Raw genomic sequence first — 18,647 nt, forward strand, 5'->3', positions numbered from 1 at the left:
AGCAGATCCAGTACCGGCCCGACGTGATCAACGGCTGCCTCACCGGCACCGGCCTGACCCTCAACGACTGACCGACATCACGAATTCAAGTTCAGAAGCATGGGGAAGAAGAAGCCCCGGCCTCGCCGCCCATTCACGCCAGAGTTCAAGGCCGAGATCGCCGAGCTGCGCCGGCCTTGACCTGGGAAAACGCCAGCAGCGCTGGCAAGATCAGTAACCGAGCCTCATTCGGGACGAAGAGGTCGTGGGTTCAAATCCCGCCACCCCGACAGCTAAGTAGCAGGCCAGAGGGCCCTTACCGTATCGGTGAGGGCCCTCTGACGTTGTTGCGTGTCTTTCTGCGTGACTAGCGCTCCGGATCCCGCCCTAAGATGCCATCCATGACCACGGCGCCTGTCTGGATCACCGGCCGGATCTGCTTCCGGTACACCTCCTCGGTCACGGCCGTGCCGGAATGCCCGACGAGCCGAGAGATCTCCTCCAGGGGGACGCCGCGGTCCGAGAGCAGAGACACGAAGCTGTGCCGGAGCTCCCAGGGCGTCCACTCGTCAGCGTTGACGCCTTCGGCATCCTTGAGCGCTGGCGGTCGAGGTCTTCCGCGCTCAGGTCCCGAAGCTTCCGAGCACCGAGGGACGGGATGACGTTTTTTTGGCTCAGGTCCGTGGAGTTCTCGACCGTGCCCGGGTCACGTCCAGCAAGGCCGTACGCAAGCCAGTCGTGCACAGCGTCGGCAACGGTGTAGCCGTCCGGCGCAATGGCTAACCCGTCTTCGTAGTCCCGCAAGACCTCTTTGAGCTTGTCCTCTGTGAGCTAGCAGACGAGCTCTAAGGAGGAGAGATGACACCGCGAGTCCAGCGGGCTGCGCCGCCGTTCATGCAGATCGCGGACCATTTCCGACAGCAGATCGTCGACGGCGCCCTGCCACAGGACACCAAGCTGCCGTCCATTGCTGACATCGCCGAAGAGTGAGGCGTCGCTACCGCCACGGCAGCGAAGGGCGTGAAGCAACTCCAGGCCGAGGGGGACGTGCGGGCCTCGACACAGGGCACGTTCGTGGACCTCGGACGGAAGCTGACGAGCGGCTCGGACCCCTCCAACTCCAGAGGGCGACAGGCAGCGGCTTCCGCCCCGGCGAGCGCGTCGAGATCGTGAGCGCTGGCCTGGCGCCCGAGCCGGCCGATGTCGCCCGGCTCTCGGGCTGGACGAGGGCGCGCAGGCCGTACGTCGCCAACGGCGGTACCTGGACGACGAGGGTGTCATCCCTGTCCACGTCGTGGCTGCCGGGTGAGCTGGCCGACAGTGCCCCCGAGCTGGCAGTGCCGGATCCGGCCTGTTACAGGTTTCTCTACCTCGATCAAGCCGGCTCGCTCCGCCCGCCGCGCGCTCCCGGCTCCGCCGGTCGCGCGGCTAGAGCGATCCACGTGCTGAGGAGAAGGGGCCGCCGGGGCGCCGGTCGGCTCCGCGGCTTTGGCCACCTCCCCGGTCCGGGTCCCGCGTCGAGCAAGGCAAGGGGGCCACTCGGTCACATTGCGGGCAGGGGACAAGCCTGCCCAAGTAGCCGGCAAGCGTACGGCCCCCTGATCATGCTCGACCCCTGACCGGGCAGGCCACCGACCAAACCCACTGCACCGACCTCACGGCAGTTCTTCATCAGTCGACGGCCTTCAAGTCGCCCAGGGCGTCTCCGAGGCCGAGTTCGGTGGCACCACGGGTCTGGAAGCCCTGCTTGAACAGCTCAGCCGTGCGCTGCTGTACTCCCTCGCCTCGGACGAGTTGCTGGAACAGCGCGGCGTCTGCGCGTACTTCGGCAGGAGCCGGCAGGCTGATGGCGTTGATTGCCGACTTGGCTGCGATCAGCGCATCGCGGGGGAAGCCGCTCATGCGCGCGGCGATGCCTGCTACGAACTCGTCCAGTTCGGCGTCAGGGACCGCACGATTGACCCATCCATAGCGTTCGGCGAGGTCGGCGTCGAAGTCCGACGACGTCAGCACGGCTTCGAGTGCACGGCCCCGGCCCAGCAGACGGGTGAGGTGCTGGATCGCGCCCGCGCCGGGGGGTGTTCCGATTCCCACTTCGGGCTGGCCCAGGATGGCGTTCTCCCGGGAGGCGAAGCGCATGTCGCAGGCAAGGAGGAACTCACTGCCCGCTCCCCGGGCACGGCCGCGCAGCTTGGCGATGGTGACAGCCGGGAGTTGACTCAGCTTGCGGAACAGCATTCCCAGGGAGGCATCGCCAGGGCCTCCGGCCTTCGCGGCCTCAGCGGTGTATTCGGGGACTTTCGTCATGTCGACGTGCGGGAAGAAGAAGTCGGCGTCCGCACTGTCGAAGATCACCACGCGCGGGGCGGTCGGGTGTGACAGTTCCTCGAGCAGTGCGACCAGGTCCCGCACGACCTCGGGACCGATGAGGTTCATCGGCGGCGCGTTGAACGTGGCGGACAGGACGTTGCCGTCCAGCCTGGTCTTGATGGTTTCGTACGAGGCGTTCATCTCGGTCTTCCTGTCATCGCTCAGCCCCGTCCTTCTCGTGGACGCGGTGCAGGGTGATGTCGTGGAATTCGGCGGCTGCGACGACCTGGAACGGGGATGGTGACCAGGCCGAAGCTGATGGCGCCGTGCAAGATCGCTCAGGGCATGACAGTGACCCTTTTCGCCCAGGTTTGTCATGCTATGTTGTCCCCCGCCAGTGGGCTCCCTGAGTGGTCCGGACCTACCGAGAATCGAGCACGTGCCCGACCGGACGTCAGGGCAACTGATCGAACTCCTCAAGCAGTGCCCACCGGTAAGGGTTCGCCGTGGCACCCGTTGTCACGTCAGACCGGAATCCGAGCAAAGAAGCGCAGTGATCCCAAGCCCAGAGCGCGGGTTCGATTCCCGTCACCCGCTCCAAGGACGAAGGCCCAGGCCCGATTCGCGGCCAGCCTACGGGCCCCGATCTCTCGCCCCATGGCAGCCCAAGCCTCTACGCGCCGACCGCGTGGCAGGGTGCGGTCGGATGGGGCGGGGTGGCCGGTAAGGAGGCGTCAGCGCAGTGCGACCTCGCCCGCGTGGACGGCGCGCATGGCGCGCTCGACAGTCTCCTGGTTTTCGCCGACCGGAGCCACGTAGCCGATGACGTCGCGCGCGGCGTCTTCCCCGAGCATTCGGGTGATCACCCACGTGGCGAGATACTGGGACGCCAGGCAGCCGCCCGCCGTAGCGATGTTCCCCTCGGCGTGGAACGGCGCGTCCAGCACGGTGACGTTGCGGGCTTCGACAAAGGGCCGGCTCTTCATGTCCGTGCAGGCGGGCATGCCATCGAGCAACCCGAGCCGGGCGAGCACCAGCGCGCCGGAGCACTGCGCACCGATCAGCTGTCGCGAAGGGTCGAGCGGCAGCCTGGAGATCAGCCGGTCGTCGGCGACTACGTCTCGTGCCTTCACCCCGCTACCGATCAGCACGACGTCGGCTTCGGTCACGAACTCCATAGGGCGCTGTCCGGTTACCTCGACGCCGTTCATGGACGTGACCACCGGCGTCGGTGTCGTGATGAAGGCCTCCAGGCCGTCCTTTCGGCACCGGTTGATCAGCGCGGAGGCGATGAAGCTGTCGAGCTCGTTGAATCCGTCAAAGGTGACCACGGCTACCTGCATGGCATCTCCTCAGAGCATGGCACGGAGGTGCCGTTTCGCAGGGAGCTGTGCCCAGGTCGCGGGCCAATTGGCAATCGGTGGCACATCTGTCAGTGCTGCAGTAGGTCGCGCCACAACCGCGCCGGATCGAGCGGGGAGCCCTCGCTCCTAAAGCGGGTGTCCTCGGTCCGAACCGGCAGGAGTGCGAATCGCCTTCAGGACGGACGGTATCTTGCCGAGCTTGGCCCACGGGATCGCCCCGATGATCGAGTTGCCGCAGGACCACATGTCGCCGCCCAAGCAGGCCATGGCGTCGTTGATGCCGGCAGGCGATGCGGCCCTCGACCGCGACGCAGCTCCAGCGGCTGATGGTCAAGCTGGTCGAGGAGGGCACGGGCACGAACGCGGCGGTCCCCGGCGCGCACGGTCGGCGGCAAGACGGGCACGGCCCAGCACGGCCTCGGCAACACGGGCACGCCGCAGGGTCCACCCCCACCCCGGGCACGACCCAGGCCCCCAGACCGACCCCAACCGGGGCACGCTCTCGGTCTACGGCACATGGACCAGTGGGCCCCCGGCGCGCGGGGCCCACTCCAGTTCGACGCCTCTACGCCAACGGCAGCCTGCCGAGAGGGGCTGTCAGCGATACGGCTGGGTGTCCCACCGGGAACTGTATTCGAGGTACATGCGGCCCACGACGGCTCCGAGGTGGATGACTACTCCCACCGCCACCAGCCAGGACAGAAGGACTATGACGACGCCGATGGGACCGTACCTCTCGTTGTTGTCCACGATCGCAGCGGAGAAGTAGCGGGCGGAGAAGACTCCCAGGCCCGTCCAGCACAGAGCCGTGACGATGGCCGGGGGCAGGAGGGCGCGCCACCGTACGGTGGGCATGAGCAGCACGTACATGGTCACCCACCAGAAGCACATCGCCGCGGCGAGACCGAACAGGCCCAGCAGCACCGGCCTGTCTAGCGCTTTGCCGACCAAGGCCTGCGCGGCACAGTAGGCGAGGAGGCCCCCCAGCCAGCAGAGCTGCGCCGGAATGTCCCGCCAGCCGCGGCACGGGACGTCAAAAAGCCGTTGATACCAGCTCTGCAAGGTGCCGGCGACGGCCACGGCACCGATGACCAGCATGCAGACGCTCGCCACCGTGAAGGAGCCTGAGTCCTCGCCTTGCGTCGCGAAGAGTGACGCCAACGCCTGCGCCGCCTGTTGGTTCAGCCCCAGCCAGCCGACGACCGTGGTGGCGGCGTCACGGCCGGCCAGAGCCGTGACGACAATGAGGAAGGGGAAGAAACACAGCAGGGCAAGCGCGGCAAGCTGGAAGCAGTTGTTGAGGAAATCGATCGCGGAGAGCCTGCTCCACAGCGTGCCCGCCCGGCTGTCCCGGAAGCGCCGGACGGCTGCCTGCCTCCGCCGGTACAGGGAGCCGTCGCGCGGCGTGTGTTCGCGCGGGCTGTTGCGGCCTGCCATGGATCAAGTAAAGCCGCTCGTGGAGTGCGTCAGCCGCATTGGTCTGAGTGACCAGCTGCATGACTGCGATCCGTGCCCCTGGCACCACAGCACGGGTCCCGCACTGTCACGGAGTACGACTCACTGTTCGACTGGCCAGCCGATGTGGCACGCATCGACCCTTTCGGACCCGCCGCCCGAGGGTTGCCGTGGCGTCGTCTAGACCGGCGCGAACGGGTGCAGTTCGCCCGCGCCGGATCGAACGAGACCGTAGCTGTGTTCCGGCACTTCGTTCCAGGCTCCTGGCAGATCGCCCAGGGGCTCGGACACGATGAGTCTCGTTTCCTCGGACAGATCCCGCAAAAAGGGTACGTCGGGGTGGAGTGCCCGCAGTGAGTCCACGCGGCTGCTGTAGTACAGCGAACGAGCGTCGCCCTCGCTGGCGTAGCGAAACGCCCAGACATCCGCGCCGTCGGTCGCCGCGATGGTCATCTGGAGCGGGGCAGCGATGCCGTGTGCGCGACCTGTGCGCTCAACCAGCCCGGCCATTCGGGCCACTGCGCCCGGGGGGTCGTCCTCCAGGCCGAAAGTGAGCGCGAGGAAGAACATCACCTCGGAATCCGTGGTCCCCTCGATTTCGGCGAACAACGAGGGGTCCACGGCCAGGCAAAGCTCCCTGCGCAGCAAGGGGAATCCGGCAATGGCCCCGTTGTGCATCCACATCCAGCGGCCGTGCCGGAAAGGGTGGCTGTTGGTCTGCTGAACTGCCGTACCCGTCGACGCGCGAATGTGGGCAAAGAACAGGGGCGATTTTACGTGCCCGGCGATTTCCCGCAGATTGCGGTTGTTCCACGCCGGTCCGACGTCGCGGACGACGGCCGGGCTGCTGACCTCTGGGTCCTGTGTGTACCAGCCGATGCCGAATCCGTCCCCATTGGTTGTCTCCACGCCCAGGCGGGAGTGCAGGCTCTGGTCGATGAGTGAGTGCGCGGGCTTGTACAGAACGGTTTCGAGGAAAAGTGGAGTACCCGAGTAGGCGAGCCACCGGCACATGGACGATCACCTTCTCCGGGTCAGTGCTTCTCGGTCCTCACGACGCACAGCGCCCAGAGTCTCCGCGCCCAACGGTACGAGCGTACGCACCCGCTCCGGTGCGGGTGCCCTTCCACGGTCGCTCGTGAAGCCGTTGATCGCATACGGACAGGGCTCGCCCGTCTCCGCTCACCCCACCCGGAAAGGTGTGCGCCCGCGCTGCACCTCCGACAGAACGCGGAAGAACCCGGGTGGACCGTAGTGCGCAGGCCGACAGCCATACGATCGAGAGGGCCGCCGTCTTCCCTCGGAACGTTCGATGTCTGAACCAACGTCCCCCTCGCTCGACCAGCGGCTGGACGCCATCGCACAACATCCGTTCCGCGCGAAGTTCCATCTGTGCGGTCGGCAAGCAGACCCCCTACGGCGGCCACCCGGTTTTCGTCGCCCAACACGCGACTGCGACCTGCTGCCGTACCTGCCTCCAGCGCTGGCACCAGATTCCCAAGGGACGGGAACTGAGCCGCACGGAGCGCGCTTATGTGGTGAACGTCGCTGAGTTGAGGAGGCCCGGTCCACTGGACCGTGCCTCCTTCCGTCCGACCGCGGCCCGAGCCCGGCTGCCGGCGGATTCGGACGGCGGCGACCGCGGTCGTGCGCCCATGCCGTGCGCCGGTCAGTAGCGCTCCGTCAGGTGCTCGCGGCCGGCCGGGGGTTCGTACGGTTCGGGCCAGAAGTCGGTGACCGTGGCGATACGGCCGCTCGCGTCGATGGTGAAGAAGTTCACGGCGTACATCTCCTCGAGGCCCACGGTGAAGTGAATCCAGCTCACGGCCTCGCCGGCCTCGCTGTCCACGACGATGCGCTCGACGCGCAGGTGCCAGTCGCCGGGGTACTCGCGGTTGAAGCGGACGTACTTCTCCCTGCCGCTGACGCGCTCGCGCGTCTGGGGCAGGTCGTAGACCACGTCGTTGGCGAGAGTGGACGCGAAGGTGTCCCAGTCGCGGGCCTCGGCCGAGGCCCAGTAGGTCTCAACTGTTCTGCGCAGCTCGATCGGTGAGGTCGATTCGTTCATACGGCGAGTGTGGACCCCGGCACTGACAACCGGCCTCCGCAAGTCCCGGGGGGAGTTATCCACAGGCTGCGGGCGACGTGGACGGCTTGTCCGGGGGACAGCGCAGAATGGGGTCATGACTGAGATCACCGGTTCGACGCCGACGACGTCCGTGCCCTCCATGCCCGACTGGGAGAAGCGCTTCCGGGCTCCGCGGGTGGGGTTGCCCGACTGGGCGGAGGACGCGCCGGACCGGTCGCTGTTCGTGTCGAACGCGACCGGTACCTACGAGCTGTACGCCTGGGACCGCGCCACCGGCCGGCAGCGGCAGGCGACCGACCGGCCGAACGGCACGACGGACGGGACGCTGTCCCCGGACGGTGCGTGGATCTGGTGGTTCTCCGATACGGACGGCGACGAGTTCGGGATCTGGATGCGCCAGCCCTTCGAGGGCGGGGACGACGAGCCGGCGGTGCCCGGGCTGGCGCCCTCGTACCCGGCCGGACTGGCGATCGGACGGCACGGCACGGTGGTGGTCGGGCGATCGACGGACGAGGACGGGGCCACCATCCATGTCGCCCGTCAGGGGGCGGCACCGGTCGAGATCTACCGGCACCGTGAGTCGGCGGGGGTCGGGGACCTGTCGCACGACGGAACGCTGATCGCCATCGAGCACACCGAACACGGCGACGCCATGCACTCCGCGCTGCGGGTCATGCTGCTCGCGGGTACCACGGTCGCGGAGCTGGATGACACCAAGGGAGGCACGAAAGAGCTCGGGCTCGAGGTGCTGGGCTTCGCGCCGGTGCACGGGGACACCCGGCTGCTGATCGGGCACCAGCGGCGCGGCCGCTGGGAGCCCATGGTCTGGGACGTTGCGTCGGGCGAGGAAACCGATCTGGCCGTGGACCTGCCCGGCGATGTGAGCGCCGAGTGGTATCCGGACGGATCTGCGCTGCTGATCGTGCACAGCTTCGAGGCGCGCAGCGAGCTGTGGCGGTACGACCTGGCCTCCGCTGAGCTCGTACGGGTCGAGACGCCGGCGGGGTCGGTGTCCGGTGCGACCGCCCGGCCCGAGGGGACCGTCGAGTATCTGTGGTCGTCGGCGGCGCTGCCGTCGGAGGTCCGGTCGACCACGGGCGCCGTGGTGCTCGACGCCCCGGGAATGAAGGCGCCGGGGTCCGTACCGGTCGAGGACGCCTGGGTGGAGGGGCCGGGAGGCCGTATCCACGCGCTCGTGCAGAAGCCGGCGGGAGCCGGGCCGTTCCCGACCGTCTTCGAAATCCACGGCGGGCCGACGTGGCACGACAGCGACGCGTTCGCGGCCGGGCCGGCGGCGTGGGTGGATCACGGGTACGCGGTCGTACGGGTCAACTACCGCGGGTCCACCGGATACGGGCGGGAGTGGACCGATGCCCTCAAGCACCGTGTCGGCCTGATCGAGCTGGAGGACATCGCCGCGGTACGCGAGTGGGCGGTGGCCTCGGGGTTCGCCGACCCGTCGAGACTCGTCCTGGCAGGCGGCTCCTGGGGCGGGTACCTCACCCTGCTCGGCCTCGGTACGCAGCCTGAGGCGTGGGCGCTGGGGCTGGCTGCTGTCCCGGTCGCGGACTACGTGACGGCGTACCACGACGAGATGGAGGCGCTCAAGGCGATGGACCGCACGCTGCTGGGCGGGACGCCGGAGGAGGTCCCGGAGCGGTTCGAGGCGTCCTCGCCCCTGACCTACGTGGACGCGGTGCGGGCACCGGTGTACATCTCGGCCGGGGTGAACGATCCGCGCTGTCCGATCCGCCAGGTGGAGAACTACGTGGACCGGCTGGCGGCCCGGGGTGCGGTGCACGAGGTGTACCGCTACGACGCGGGGCATGGCTCGCTCGTGGTGGAGGAGCGGATCAAGCAGGTGCGGCTGGAGATCGACTTCGCGGACAGACACCTGGGCTGACGCGCGGGTCGGCACGCCGCCCGCGGCTGGACCTACCGGCAGGGCCCGTTCCGGGGGACGGAGCCCTGCCGTGCATTCGTCGGCGTTGCGTCGGCTTCCCCTCATCGGGTTGCAGTCGCGCGGCACGGACGGATGGAGCCCCACCGCCCCGCCCAGCCGCCCCGCCGTGTCCTGGCCGCCGTGTCCGGCCGCCGGGCCTGGCCGCCGGGCCAGTGCGCGGCTGTGCGGGCTCATTCCGGGCCGGCTGGGTCCGGCCGGCCGCCGCGTCTCCCCCGCCCTGACATCCGCGATGAGGCGTGGCCCGCGTCCGGGCCCGGGCCCCGGGCCGGGGGCATTGGGGGGAGGCCCGTACCTTGGTGGGGTGTACCGGTTTCTGCTGACCCCGCGATGGTGGGGGATCAACCTGTTCGTCGTGCTGGCCATCCCCTTCTGCGTGTTCATGGGGTCGTGGCAGCTCGGCCGGTTCGAGGACCGCGTCGAGTCGCACCGGGCGGCCGAGGACAAGCCGACTGGCGCGCACCAGAAGGCAGCCGCGCTGGACTCACTGCTGCCCGTCGACAAGGAGACCTCGGGACGGCTCGCCAAGGTCTCCGGGCAGTACGGGGACCAGCTCCTCGTTCCGGGGCGCGAGCTGGACGGCAGGCGCGGTCACTACGTGCTGACCCTGTTGCGCACAGAGGGTGGCAAGGCGGTTCCGGTGGTACGCGGATGGCTGGCCGGCGAGCCCGCCCCGGCGAAGGCGCCGGCCCCGCCGACGGGTGAGGTCACCGTGGCCGGTGTGCTGCAGGCCTCCGAGAACGCGGGTACCAGGGGGGTCCACGCGCAGGGCGGGCTGCCGAAGGGGCAGCTGGGGGTGATCAGTGCGGCGGCGCTGGTGAACCTCGTTCCGTACGAGGTGTACGACGCATGGCTGACGCTGCCCAACGTCCCAAAGGATGCCGCGGGGATGCGGCCTGTGCCGGCGGTGGCGCCCCAGGGGAGCGGGCTTGACCTGAAGGCCTTCCAGAACCTCGGCTACACCGGCGAGTGGTTCGTCTTCGGCGGCTTCGTGATCTTCATGTGGTTCCGGCTGTTCCGCCGCGAGGCCGAGACGGCCAGAGACGCGGAGCTCGGACTGCTGCCCGAGGAGCCGTCGGCTCAGGCTGCGCAGCACGAGACCGTGTCCCAGCACGAGACCGAGACCAAGACCGAGCACGAGCGCAACGTCGGCGTCTGACGGCGAGTGGGCTGAGGGCTGAGGCCCAAGGCGCCCGGCAGGGCTCGGGGCCACCGCCGGATGCCCGGCCCAGGCCCAGCCGGTCGATCTTCGAGGATCGGCGCGCGGCGTCGGATGCGGTACTGGACCGACTCGGGCGACTCCGAAAATCCGGCGAGGTGCTGTAACCGCCCGTAACCGCCGTCGCGGGCGCGAAAGACCGCCCGGCGGGGGTCTAGGAGGCCCTGAGCACTCCGGTCCGGTAGACCGTGCCCGCGCACGCGTCGGGGATGGTGGCGGTCGCGTCCGGTCCTCCCGGGTCCGCGGTGTGCGTCACCGAGACGCTGCCCTCCGCGGTGCCGCCGCCCGGCTCCTCCACGCCACCCTGCGGCGCCGTGTTCGTACCGGCATCCGAGCCGGTCGAGGCACCTGAGGCGCCGTCGGTCGGAGTGGGGTCGGGCGAGGTGCCCGTGGTGGGGCAGCTCTCCGAAGGAACCCAGGCGAACTGCACTTCGTACACCATGCTCGGCTGCAGGATCAGCCCGCTCTCCTCCAGCGAGGGGTCGGGCAGCCCGGCTGCCGCGTCGCCCACCGTGTGGTCGACGACGGTGATCCTCGTCGGGTCGGCAGCGCCCTTGGTGGAGACGGTCACCATGCCGTCGCCGCCCACCGTGCAGTCGCTGCCGGAGATGTTGGAGATCCGGAAGGAGCCGTACACCTTGCCGTCCGCCTCGGGGCCGCGGGCAACCGCCGAGACGACGCCGAGCTGGTCGCCGCCGCAGTCGGGGGAGGTCACGGCCGCGGTTGCGGTGGAGTTGATCTCGCCGCCCGCGGTTGCGCCATCGGGTCCCTGCTCCGTGCCCTGCGTCTCGTCCTTCCGGCCATCCTGGCCCGTGGCGGTGGACTGACCGGAGGGAGCTCCGGCCGCCTCAGGGCGTCCGTCACCGGCACCGGCCTCGTCGCCCGTGCCGCCCTGCGCCTGCTCGCCGTGTCCGGCGATGGAGGGCCGGTCGTTCGCGGCGTCGGAGGACGCGGCCACGTGGAGGAACGCGGGGATCGCGGTTCCGATGAACAGGGCCGCTGCCGCCACACCGACGACGGCCTGCCGCTTGCGGGCGCGCCGAGCGGGGACGGCGTGCCGCAGGTGGTCGAGTGCGCCCTCGGTGGGCTCCAGGTCCCGTACGGCGCCGCGCAGCATGTTCCGCAGGGCGAGTTCTTCCGTGCCCAGGCTGTCCGCGCCCAGGCCGTCGGCAATCAGGTGGACCTCGCCAATGCCGTCCGCACCCGGGCCGGCCGGGTCGGCCGACGGGATAGGGGTGGTCTCCGGACCGTTGCTCACTGTTTCGTTTCCAGTCCGGTCGTCATCGGGCCCGTCCGGGTCGTACCGCTCGTACCTCTGCTTGCTCATGCCGACGCCTCCATGGCGACGCGCAGTGCCGCGATCCCGCGTGAGCCGTAAGCCTTCACGGAGCCCAGCGATATGCCGAGGGTCGCGGCGACCTGAGCTTCCGTCATATCCGCGAAATAGCGCAGGACGAGCACTTCGCGCTGGCGGCGCTGCAGGCCACGCATGGCCTTGATCAGCGCGTCACGCTCCAACTGGTCGTACGCGCCCTCTTCGGCGCTCGCCATGTCCGGCATCGGCTTCGAGAGCAGCTTCAGTCCGAGGATGCGGCGGCGCAGCGCGGAGCGCGAGAGGTTGACCACGGTCTGCCGCAGGTAGGCGAGGGTCTTCTCCGGGTCGCGCACGCGGTTGCGCGCGGAGTGGACGCGGATGAACGCCTCCTGGACGACGTCCTCGCACGAAGCGGTGTCGTCCAGCAGCAGTGCGGCGAGGCCGAGGAGGGAGCGGTAGTGGGCTCGGTACGTTTCGGTCAGGTGGTCGACTGTGGTGCCCGCGGCCATGACGTCCTCAGCGCCCTCGCGCTGGGACGGTATGCGGGCGGGCCGCGTGGCGGGCATGGGGGCGATCACCGGCATCCCGCCGGGCGCACGAGGGCGCCGGAGCGGACGCACGGTTGCGCCCCGCACCGGGATGGCCGCAATGTCGAGAATGCCGAGAACTTCTGCCACGCCTGTTGGACACGTGTCCCCCCGTCAGGGTTGTACGCGCAAGGCATCGCTTTTGACGATGCGTTGAAAGCCCTCATGCGTACCCGCTCTTCCCCAATGCCCCATTTGTTCGGCGCCTCGAAGTGGCGACCGCAAAGACGCCCCCCGCCCAACTGCCGGTTGCAGATGGTGGGGAGCGAATCGTCGAACACGATGACGGTGCAGTACAAGTGGTTCAGACCATCACCTTGATCACAGCGCCGCGATCACAAGACCTTCACAGATCATATAGAGGCTTCCGGTCAGCCCGCCGAGAATTCGGCAGCCACCAGTTCTGCGATCTGAGCCGTGTTCAGAGCGGCACCCTTACGGAGATTGTCGCCGCACACGAAAAATTCGAGCGCGCGGGGGTCGTCCAGCGATCGCCGGATCCGCCCAACCCAGGATGGATCGGTCCCCACCACGTCCGCGGGCGTGGGGAAGTCGCCCGCTTCGGGGTCGTCGAAGACCACGACGCCCGGCGCGGTGGAGAGGATCTCGTGCGCGGCCGCGACCGTCACATCGTTCTCGAAGCGCGCGTGCACGGTCAGCGAGTGGGTGGTGATCACCGGGACCCGTACACAGGTCGCCGTCACGCGTAGATCCGGCAGATCCAGGATCTTCCGGGACTCGTTGCGGATCTTCAGCTCCTCGGAGGACCAGCCGCCCTCCTGGAGCGAGCCCACCCACGGCACCACGTTGAGCGCCATCGGCCCCGCGAAAGGGCCCGTGTCGTCGCCCACCGCCCGCCGTACGTCGCCGGGCGTCTCGCCCAGCTCCGTACCGGCGACCAGGGAGATCTGCTTGCGCAGGGCGTCGACGCCGGCATGGCCGGCCCCGCTCACCGCCTGGTACGAGGAAACGATCAGTTCGCTCAGCCCGTACTCGGCGTGCAGCGCGCCGACCGCCACGATCATGGCCAGTGTCGTGCAGTTGGGATTGGCGATGATGCCGCGCGGACGGATCCGTACGGCATGCGGATTAATCTCGGGGACCACCAGCGGTACGTCCGGCTCCATCCGGAAAGCTGCCGAATTGTCCACCACCACCGCGCCCTTGGCCGCGACGACCGGCGCCCACTGCGCGGCGACCTCGTCGGGCACGACGAACACCACGATGTCGCCGGCGCCGATGCCCTCGAAGGCGGCCTCGGTGAGCGCGACGACCTCGGTCTCCACGCCCCGTACGACCCGCTTGGTGCCGGCCGAGCGCGGCGACGCGATCAGCCGGATCTCGCCCCAGACGTCCGCGTGATGGGACAGGATCCCGAGCAGCACCGCGCCGACCGCTCCGGTCGCCCCGACGACGGCGAGCGTCGGGGCGGACCGGGTTCCGGTCATCGGCCGGTGCCTCCGTAGACAACGGCCTCATCGCTGTCGCTGTCCAGGCCGAAGGCGGTGTGCACGGCACGGACCGCCTCGTTGACGTCGTCGGCGCGAGTGACGACCGAGATACGGATCTCGGAGGTCGAGATCAGCTCGATGTTCACGCCCGCGTCGGAGAGCGCCTCGAAGAAGGACGCCGTGACGCCGGGGTTGGTCTTCATGCCGGCGCCGACGAGCGAGATCTTGCCGATCTGGTCGTCGTAGCGCAGCGACTCGAAGCCGATCCCGGCCTTCGCCTTCTCCAGGGCGTCGATGGCCTTGCGGCCCTCGGTCTTGGGAAGCGTGAAGGAGATGTCGGTCAGGGCGGTGGCGGCTGCCGAGACGTTCTGCACGACCATGTCGAGGTTGATCTCGGCGTCCGCGATGGTGCGGAAGATGGCCGCGGCCTCGCCCGGCTTGTCCGGCACCCCGACGACCGTGATCTTGGCCTCGGAGACGTCGTGGGCGACTCCGGAGATGATGGCGTGCTCCACCTGCTGGTCCCCTTGCGGCTCGTTGCTGACCCAGGTCCCGCGCAGCCCGGAGAAGGACGAGCGGACGTGGATCGGGATGTTGTATCTGCGGGCGTACTCCACACAGCGGTGGAGCAGCACCTTGGAGCCGGAGCTGGCGAGCTCCAGCATGTCCTCGGAGGAGATCCAGTCGATCTTCCGGGCCTTCTTCACGACCCGGGGGTCGGCGGTGAAGACGCCGTCCACGTCGGTGTAGATCTCGCAGACCTCGGCATCCAGCGCGGCGGCCAGCGCGACAGCGGTCGTGTCCGACCCGCCGCGGCCGAGGGTGGTGATGTCCTTCTTGTCCTGGGACACGCCCTGAAAGCCGGCGACGATGGCGATGTTGCCCTCGTCGAGGGCGGTGCGGATCCGGCCCGGCGTGACATCGATGATGCGCGCTTTGTTGTGGACCGAGTCGGTGATGACGCCTGCCTGGCTGCCGGTGAACGACTGGGCCTCGTGGCCCAGGTTTTTGATCGCCATCGCCAGCAGTGCCATGGAGATCCGCTCTCCTGCGGTCAGCAGCATGTCGAATTCACGCCCGGCAGGGATCGGGGATACCTGCTCGGCGAGATCGATCAGCTCGTCCGTCGTGTCGCCCATCGCGGATACCACGACGACCACCTGGTGGCCGTTCTTCTTGGCATCGACGATTCGCTTGGCGACGCGCTTGATGCCTTCGGCATCGGCTACGGAGGAGCCTCCGTACTTCTGCACGACAAGGCCCACGTGCGCTCCTCGCTCAATCCATTACTGCGGTCGGCTCAGTCTATCGAGCAGTCCGATACCGCCCACGGTGTACCGCATCGTGAGACGTGATGTTCACGTCTTGATCACTCACGCGTACGGCACTGCTCAGACCACACCTGCCCACCGGGTCGCGGACCACTCCGAACGTGCCCGGCGTCACACCCGCCTCGCATGCGACCTCAACCTCACACCTTGCGCCGGATCCCCAACGGGCCGGCGATCTCCTCGGCCATCACCCTTCCGGCCTCTTCCGCGAGCACGTCCTCGGTGAGGTCCTCGTCCGTGTCCAGGCCGTCCAGCGCTTGCAACGGCTGGTCGAGGCGTACGTGCGCGACCAGAGCCTGCAACGCGCGCAGGCAGGCAGAGGCGGTCGATCCCCAGTTCGAGAAGTACGAGAACTGCCACCACCACAGGGCTTCGGTGGTGCGACCCGCCCGGTAGTGGGCCATGCCGTGGCGCAGATCGGTGACGACATCGGCGAGGTCGTCGGAGATCCGGCAGGGGACGGGAGCCTTGCGCGGCTCGTACGGATCGAAGACCTCGGAGTACACGTCGACCGGGTCGAGGAGCAGCGCGAACCGCTCGCGCAGCTCGTCGACGTCCGGCTCCGGGCCGAGGTCAGGCTCGTACCGCTCGTCCGGGACGATGTCCTCGTGCGCGCCGAGCCGCCCGCCGGCGAGCAGGAGCTGGGACACCTCGAGGAGCAGGAACGGGACCGCACTGTCCGGCTCGTCGCCCTTGGCCACCTCGGTGACCGCGACGATGAAGGACTCGATCTGGTCGGCGATCTGGACCGCGAAACTGTCCGGGTCCTGCGACCTGGCGTGCAGGTTTGCGTCAGACATCGAGAAGTCGTCTCCCCTCGAAGGCACGCCCGAGCGTGACCTCATCCGCATATTCAAGGTCGCCGCCCACCGGGAGGCCGCTGGCGAGGCGAGTGACCTTCAGGCCCATCGGTTTGATCATCCGGGCCAGGTACGTCGCCGTGGCCTCGCCCTCCAGATTCGGGTCGGTGGCCAGGATCAGCTCGGTGACCGTGCCGTCGGCCAGCCGGGCCAGCAGCTCGCGGATCCGCAGGTCGTCCGGGCCGACGCCCTCGATGGGGCTGATGGCGCCGCCGAGCACGTGGTACTTCCCGCGGAACTCGCGGGTGCGCTCGATCGCGACGACGTCCTTGGGCTCCTCCACCACGCAGATGACCGCAAGATCGCGTCTCGGGTCCGCGCAGATGCGGCACTGCTCGGCCTGGGCGACGTTCCCGCAGACCGCGCAGAAGCGGACCTTGTCCTTGACCTCCAGCAGGGCGTGCGCGAGGCGGCGCACGTCCGTCGGTTCGGCCTGGAGGATGTGGAAGGCGATCCGCTGCGCGCTCTTGGGACCGACGCCGGGCAGCCTGCCCAACTCGTCGATGAGGTCCTGGACCACGCCTTCGTACAACGGAACGCCTTTCTCGGATCAGCTCGTACTGCTGTCGTGCTTGCCGTGCTCGTGCTGCTCTTGTTCGTACGGTAGTTGCCGGGGGCGGCCCGCAGAAGACCCTAGAAGGGCAGGCCCGGCATGCCGCCCAGGCCCTGGGTCAGCGGGCCGAGCTTCTCCTGCTGAAGCTGCTGTGCGTTCTCGCTCGCGGCCTGGACCGCGGCGACGACCAGGTCGGCGAGGGTTTCGGCCGTCTCCTCGGGCGTCGCGGCCGTCGGGTCGACCGCCTTCGGGTCGATCACCAGGCCCCGCAGCTCGCCGGAGCCGGTGACGGTGGCCTTGACCAGGCCCCCGCCCGCCTGGCCCTCGACCTCGGTCTGGGCAAGCTCTTCCTGGGCCGCGGCGAGGTCCTGCTGCATCTTCTGGGCCTGCTGGAGCAGCTGCTGCATGTTGGGCTGGCCACCACCGGGATTCACGGGTCACTCCGAGGCTGTGAGACGGCGTCTGTCTGGGTGTCCTTCAGTGAAACCGAGCCTACGTGCTCACCGGGCACCTCGCCCTACACCGTAAGGACCAACTCTTTCGAGTGAGAAGGCCTGCACTCCTCTACCTGATCAAGACCCACTTGTGGGCGGAAATACCAGGATTTCCGGCCCGCGGCCCACCATTCGGCGGTAGTAAGGGCATGCGCACCAGTACGCACACGCGCACCACCACACGTCAGCGCAGGCAGAGGGAGTGCCGGGTGAGCCAGCCGGACATGCAGCCCGAGGGGCCACCCAGGGAACCCCGGGAGGAAGGCGCGCCCAGAGCCGCCGACCTGACCGGCCGGCCCTTCCCCACGGGGGACTGGGGCGAGCCCGCGGAGCGCCTCGACGAGCTGTACCGGTGGGTGGAGGGGGACGCGCTGCGGACCGCCGCGTGGTATCTGGCGGACCGCGCGTGGAAACGGCGCGGCGCGCGCTGGCTGCGGACGGGTACGGCGGCCGGGGCGATCGCCGGGGCCGCGCTGCCGCTGCTCGATCTGACCCGGGTGCTGGACGGGGCGTCGGGCTTCGGCTATCTGTCGCTGCTGCTCGGGGCGGCCTGTATGGCCTGTGACCGGTTCTTCGGCCTGACGTCGGGGTGGATAAGGGACGTGGCCACCGCGCAGGCTGTGCACCGGCGGTTGCAGGCATTGCAGTTCGACTGGGCATCGGAGAGTGTGCGCGAGGTGCTCGGCCCGACCGAGGGCACCGCGAGCGAGGCCGCCGAGCGCTGTCTGACGGTGCTGCGGCGCTTCTCGGAGGACATCAGCGACCTCGTACGCTCCGAGACCGCGGACTGGATGGTGGAGTTCCGGGCGGGGCCCGCGCCGCTGGTCATGCAGTCGCTGAGCACGGGCGGGCCCCGTACGGAGAGCGGAGCGCACCCCGGCCGCTTCCCGATGCCGCCGGGGACGCGGCCCAACATGCCGCGGCAGCGTCCCCCGGAGCCACCGCGGTGAGCCGGTTCAGCGCGCTCAGCTGAAAATGATCATCGAGCCCTGACCCAGACTGCGGGTCGCGGCAGCGTGCAGGCCCAGCCAGACGTGACGCTCACGTGCGAAGGGGCTGTCGTCGTACGGAATGGGACCCGCCGGCTCCTCGAGCGAGGTGGGGCGCTGCGGGGGCGCGGGCGCGGCGGGCGGGTTGCCCGGGTCGATGCCGATGGCGGGGGCGACGAATTCCAGCTCGCGCAGCAGGCCCTGGGTGGAGCCCAGAGGACCGCCGCCGGCCAGCAGTTCCTCGTTGCCGAGGGGGGAGCCGAAGTCGACGGGGACGTAGGCCCCGGCGTGGTCGTAGTGCCAGACCAGGTGCGACTGCTGGGCCGTCGCCTCGAACATCTCCAGCAGCTGCTCGTAGTCTCCGCCCAGCTCGTCCACGGGCGTCACGGCGAGCCCGCAGATCTGCAGCAGGTACGCGCGGCGCAGGAAGTGCAGCGCGTCGTAGTCGAAGCCGGCGGCCGGGGCGACATCACCCGAAAGGCCCGGCATGTAGGCGAAGACGGGAACGGACGGCAGCCCGGCCTCGCCGAGTGCCTTGTCGTACGCGGCGATCTCTTCGGCGAAGGGATTGTCGGGGCTGTGGCACAGCACGTCGACGAGGGGGACCAGCCAGAGGTCACAGGCCAACGGGGCTCCTAATCGGGGGCTCGGGGGACGTCCCCCGGAAATGTCGCAGCTTCTGCCAGTGCGA

General features: G+C 69.0%; 19 protein-coding genes and 2 pseudogenes. 7 read left to right on the forward strand and 14 right to left on the reverse strand.

What is annotated here, in order from left to right; all coding sequences use genetic code 11:
• Positions 1 to 346 precede the first annotated feature (346 nt).
• A pseudogene (locus AB0M62_RS04845) lies at positions 347 to 804 on the reverse strand (tyrosine-type recombinase/integrase); the annotation flags it as partial.
• Positions 805 to 837: 33 nt separating this feature from the next.
• Between AB0M62_RS04845 and AB0M62_RS04850 the strand changes: the two are divergent.
• Entirely contained in the window at positions 838 to 969 is a 132-nt protein-coding gene (locus AB0M62_RS04850) for a hypothetical protein (RefSeq protein ID WP_366072697.1), read from the forward strand.
• A 681-nt stretch (positions 970 to 1,650) separates the two neighbouring features.
• Here AB0M62_RS04850 and AB0M62_RS04855 read toward each other — a convergent pair.
• Positions 1,651 to 2,490: an enoyl-CoA hydratase/isomerase family protein gene (locus AB0M62_RS04855; RefSeq protein WP_366072698.1), complete on the reverse strand. Its 840-nt coding sequence runs from the start codon at positions 2,488 to 2,490 to the stop codon at positions 1,651 to 1,653.
• Between AB0M62_RS04855 and AB0M62_RS04860 the strand changes: the two genes are divergently transcribed.
• Positions 2,468 to 2,593 (forward strand): hypothetical protein, encoded by a 126-nt coding sequence (locus tag AB0M62_RS04860; RefSeq protein WP_366072699.1) that lies wholly within the window; start codon positions 2,468 to 2,470, stop codon positions 2,591 to 2,593. The genes AB0M62_RS04855 and AB0M62_RS04860 overlap by 23 nt on opposite strands.
• Positions 2,594 to 3,023: 430 nt before the next feature.
• Here the strand turns inward: AB0M62_RS04860 and AB0M62_RS04865 are convergent, their stop codons facing one another.
• Entirely contained in the window at positions 3,024 to 3,632 is a 609-nt protein-coding gene (locus AB0M62_RS04865; protein WP_366072700.1) for a DJ-1/PfpI family protein, read from the reverse strand.
• Between the two features lie 302 nt (positions 3,633 to 3,934).
• Here AB0M62_RS04865 and AB0M62_RS04870 point away from each other — a divergent pair.
• Positions 3,935 to 4,091, forward strand: a pseudogene (locus AB0M62_RS04870) (penicillin-binding transpeptidase domain-containing protein); the annotation flags it as partial.
• A 159-nt stretch (positions 4,092 to 4,250) separates the two neighbouring features.
• On the opposite strand, the gene AB0M62_RS04875 reads toward AB0M62_RS04870, so the two are convergent.
• The gene (locus AB0M62_RS04875; protein ID WP_366072701.1) at positions 4,251 to 5,090 is read right to left on the reverse strand and encodes a YhjD/YihY/BrkB family envelope integrity protein; all 840 of its coding nucleotides are present in this window, start codon (positions 5,088 to 5,090) and stop codon (positions 4,251 to 4,253) included.
• A 198-nt stretch (positions 5,091 to 5,288) separates the two neighbouring features.
• Entirely contained in the window at positions 5,289 to 6,122 is an 834-nt protein-coding gene (locus AB0M62_RS04880; RefSeq protein WP_366072702.1) for a class II glutamine amidotransferase, read from the reverse strand.
• Positions 6,123 to 6,352: 230 nt separating this feature from the next.
• Between AB0M62_RS04880 and AB0M62_RS04885 the strand changes: the two genes are divergently transcribed.
• On the forward strand, positions 6,353 to 6,784 hold the full coding sequence (locus tag AB0M62_RS04885; RefSeq protein WP_366072703.1) for a DUF4186 family protein: 432 nt from the start codon (positions 6,353 to 6,355) through the stop codon (positions 6,782 to 6,784).
• Here the strand turns inward: AB0M62_RS04885 and AB0M62_RS04890 are convergent.
• Positions 6,778 to 7,176, reverse strand: a complete 399-nt coding sequence (locus AB0M62_RS04890; protein ID WP_366072704.1) for a nuclear transport factor 2 family protein — start codon at positions 7,174 to 7,176, stop codon at positions 6,778 to 6,780. The two genes, AB0M62_RS04885 and AB0M62_RS04890, sit on opposite strands and share 7 nt — an antisense overlap.
• A gap of 115 nt (positions 7,177 to 7,291) precedes the next feature.
• Here AB0M62_RS04890 and AB0M62_RS04895 point away from each other — a divergent pair, with 115 nt between their 5' ends.
• Together AB0M62_RS04895 and AB0M62_RS04900 are read left to right on the forward strand one after the other, a co-directional pair.
• Entirely contained in the window at positions 7,292 to 9,100 is a 1,809-nt protein-coding gene (locus AB0M62_RS04895) for a prolyl oligopeptidase family serine peptidase (RefSeq protein ID WP_366072705.1), read from the forward strand.
• A 361-nt stretch (positions 9,101 to 9,461) separates the two neighbouring features.
• A complete protein-coding gene (locus AB0M62_RS04900; RefSeq protein ID WP_366072706.1) occupies positions 9,462 to 10,316 on the forward strand; it encodes an SURF1 family protein in 855 nt (284 codons plus the stop codon).
• A 214-nt stretch (positions 10,317 to 10,530) separates the two neighbouring features.
• Here AB0M62_RS04900 and AB0M62_RS04905 read toward each other — a convergent pair whose 3' ends face one another.
• The 7 genes from AB0M62_RS04905 to AB0M62_RS04935 form a co-directional block, all read right to left on the reverse strand.
• Positions 10,531 to 11,703: a hypothetical protein gene (locus AB0M62_RS04905; RefSeq protein ID WP_366072707.1), complete on the reverse strand. Its 1,173-nt coding sequence runs from the start codon at positions 11,701 to 11,703 to the stop codon at positions 10,531 to 10,533.
• Complete coding sequence (locus tag AB0M62_RS04910) at positions 11,700 to 12,275, reverse strand: SigE family RNA polymerase sigma factor (protein ID WP_366073054.1); 576 nt, start codon at positions 12,273 to 12,275, stop codon at positions 11,700 to 11,702. The genes AB0M62_RS04905 and AB0M62_RS04910 overlap by 4 nt, the downstream gene beginning before the upstream one ends.
• A gap of 374 nt (positions 12,276 to 12,649) precedes the next feature.
• The gene (locus AB0M62_RS04915) at positions 12,650 to 13,726 is read right to left on the reverse strand and encodes an aspartate-semialdehyde dehydrogenase (RefSeq protein ID WP_366072709.1); all 1,077 of its coding nucleotides are present in this window, start codon (positions 13,724 to 13,726) and stop codon (positions 12,650 to 12,652) included.
• Complete coding sequence (locus AB0M62_RS04920) at positions 13,723 to 14,994, reverse strand: aspartate kinase (protein ID WP_366072710.1); 1,272 nt, start codon at positions 14,992 to 14,994, stop codon at positions 13,723 to 13,725. The genes AB0M62_RS04915 and AB0M62_RS04920 overlap by 4 nt, the downstream gene beginning before the upstream one ends.
• A 206-nt stretch (positions 14,995 to 15,200) precedes the next feature.
• Positions 15,201 to 15,860 carry a DUF5063 domain-containing protein gene (locus AB0M62_RS04925; RefSeq protein ID WP_366072711.1) on the reverse strand — a complete coding sequence of 220 codons (660 nt, stop codon included), beginning with the start codon at positions 15,858 to 15,860 and terminating at the stop codon, positions 15,201 to 15,203.
• On the reverse strand, positions 15,853 to 16,452 hold the full coding sequence (gene recR, locus AB0M62_RS04930; protein WP_366072712.1) for a recombination mediator RecR: 600 nt from the start codon (positions 16,450 to 16,452) through the stop codon (positions 15,853 to 15,855). The genes AB0M62_RS04925 and recR overlap by 8 nt, the downstream gene beginning before the upstream one ends.
• Positions 16,453 to 16,553: 101 nt before the next feature.
• Positions 16,554 to 16,907, reverse strand: a complete 354-nt coding sequence (locus AB0M62_RS04935) for a YbaB/EbfC family nucleoid-associated protein (protein WP_366072713.1) — start codon at positions 16,905 to 16,907, stop codon at positions 16,554 to 16,556.
• 269 nt (positions 16,908 to 17,176) lie between these two features.
• On the opposite strand from AB0M62_RS04935, the gene AB0M62_RS04940 reads away from it, so the two are divergent.
• On the forward strand, positions 17,177 to 17,917 hold the full coding sequence (locus AB0M62_RS04940) for an SLATT domain-containing protein (RefSeq protein ID WP_366072714.1): 741 nt from the start codon (positions 17,177 to 17,179) through the stop codon (positions 17,915 to 17,917).
• 15 nt (positions 17,918 to 17,932) lie between these two features.
• On the opposite strand, the gene AB0M62_RS04945 is transcribed toward AB0M62_RS04940, so the two are convergent.
• Positions 17,933 to 18,583, reverse strand: a complete 651-nt coding sequence (locus AB0M62_RS04945) for a hypothetical protein (protein ID WP_366072715.1) — start codon at positions 18,581 to 18,583, stop codon at positions 17,933 to 17,935.
• Positions 18,584 to 18,647 lie beyond the last annotated feature (64 nt).

This window comes from Streptomyces sp. NPDC051219, assembly GCF_040682335.1.
Classification (GTDB): Bacteria; Actinomycetota; Actinomycetes; order Streptomycetales; family Streptomycetaceae; genus Streptomyces.

Excerpts from the sequence above, each read along its gene's own strand:
- AB0M62_RS04850 (WP_366072697.1), top strand. The coding sequence starts at position 838 with ATGACACCGCGAGTCCAGCGGGCTGCGCCGCCGTTCATGCAGATCGCG.
- AB0M62_RS04860 (WP_366072699.1), top strand. The coding sequence starts at position 2,468 with ATGGTTTCGTACGAGGCGTTCATCTCGGTCTTCCTGTCATCGCTCAGC.
- AB0M62_RS04855 (WP_366072698.1), bottom strand. The coding sequence starts at position 2,490 with ATGAACGCCTCGTACGAAACCATCAAGACCAGGCTGGACGGCAACGTC.
- AB0M62_RS04865 (WP_366072700.1), bottom strand. The coding sequence starts at position 3,632 with ATGCAGGTAGCCGTGGTCACCTTTGACGGATTCAACGAGCTCGACAGC.
- AB0M62_RS04875 (WP_366072701.1), bottom strand. The coding sequence starts at position 5,090 with ATGGCAGGCCGCAACAGCCCGCGCGAACACACGCCGCGCGACGGCTCC.
- AB0M62_RS04880 (WP_366072702.1), bottom strand. The coding sequence starts at position 6,122 with ATGTGCCGGTGGCTCGCCTACTCGGGTACTCCACTTTTCCTCGAAACC.
- AB0M62_RS04890 (WP_366072704.1), bottom strand. The coding sequence starts at position 7,176 with ATGAACGAATCGACCTCACCGATCGAGCTGCGCAGAACAGTTGAGACC.
- AB0M62_RS04895 (WP_366072705.1), top strand. The coding sequence starts at position 7,292 with ATGACTGAGATCACCGGTTCGACGCCGACGACGTCCGTGCCCTCCATG.
- AB0M62_RS04905 (WP_366072707.1), bottom strand. The coding sequence starts at position 11,703 with ATGAGCAAGCAGAGGTACGAGCGGTACGACCCGGACGGGCCCGATGAC.
- AB0M62_RS04910 (WP_366073054.1), bottom strand. The coding sequence starts at position 12,275 with ATGCCGGTGATCGCCCCCATGCCCGCCACGCGGCCCGCCCGCATACCG.
- AB0M62_RS04915 (WP_366072709.1), bottom strand. The coding sequence starts at position 13,726 with ATGACCGGAACCCGGTCCGCCCCGACGCTCGCCGTCGTCGGGGCGACC.
- AB0M62_RS04925 (WP_366072711.1), bottom strand. The coding sequence starts at position 15,860 with ATGTCTGACGCAAACCTGCACGCCAGGTCGCAGGACCCGGACAGTTTC.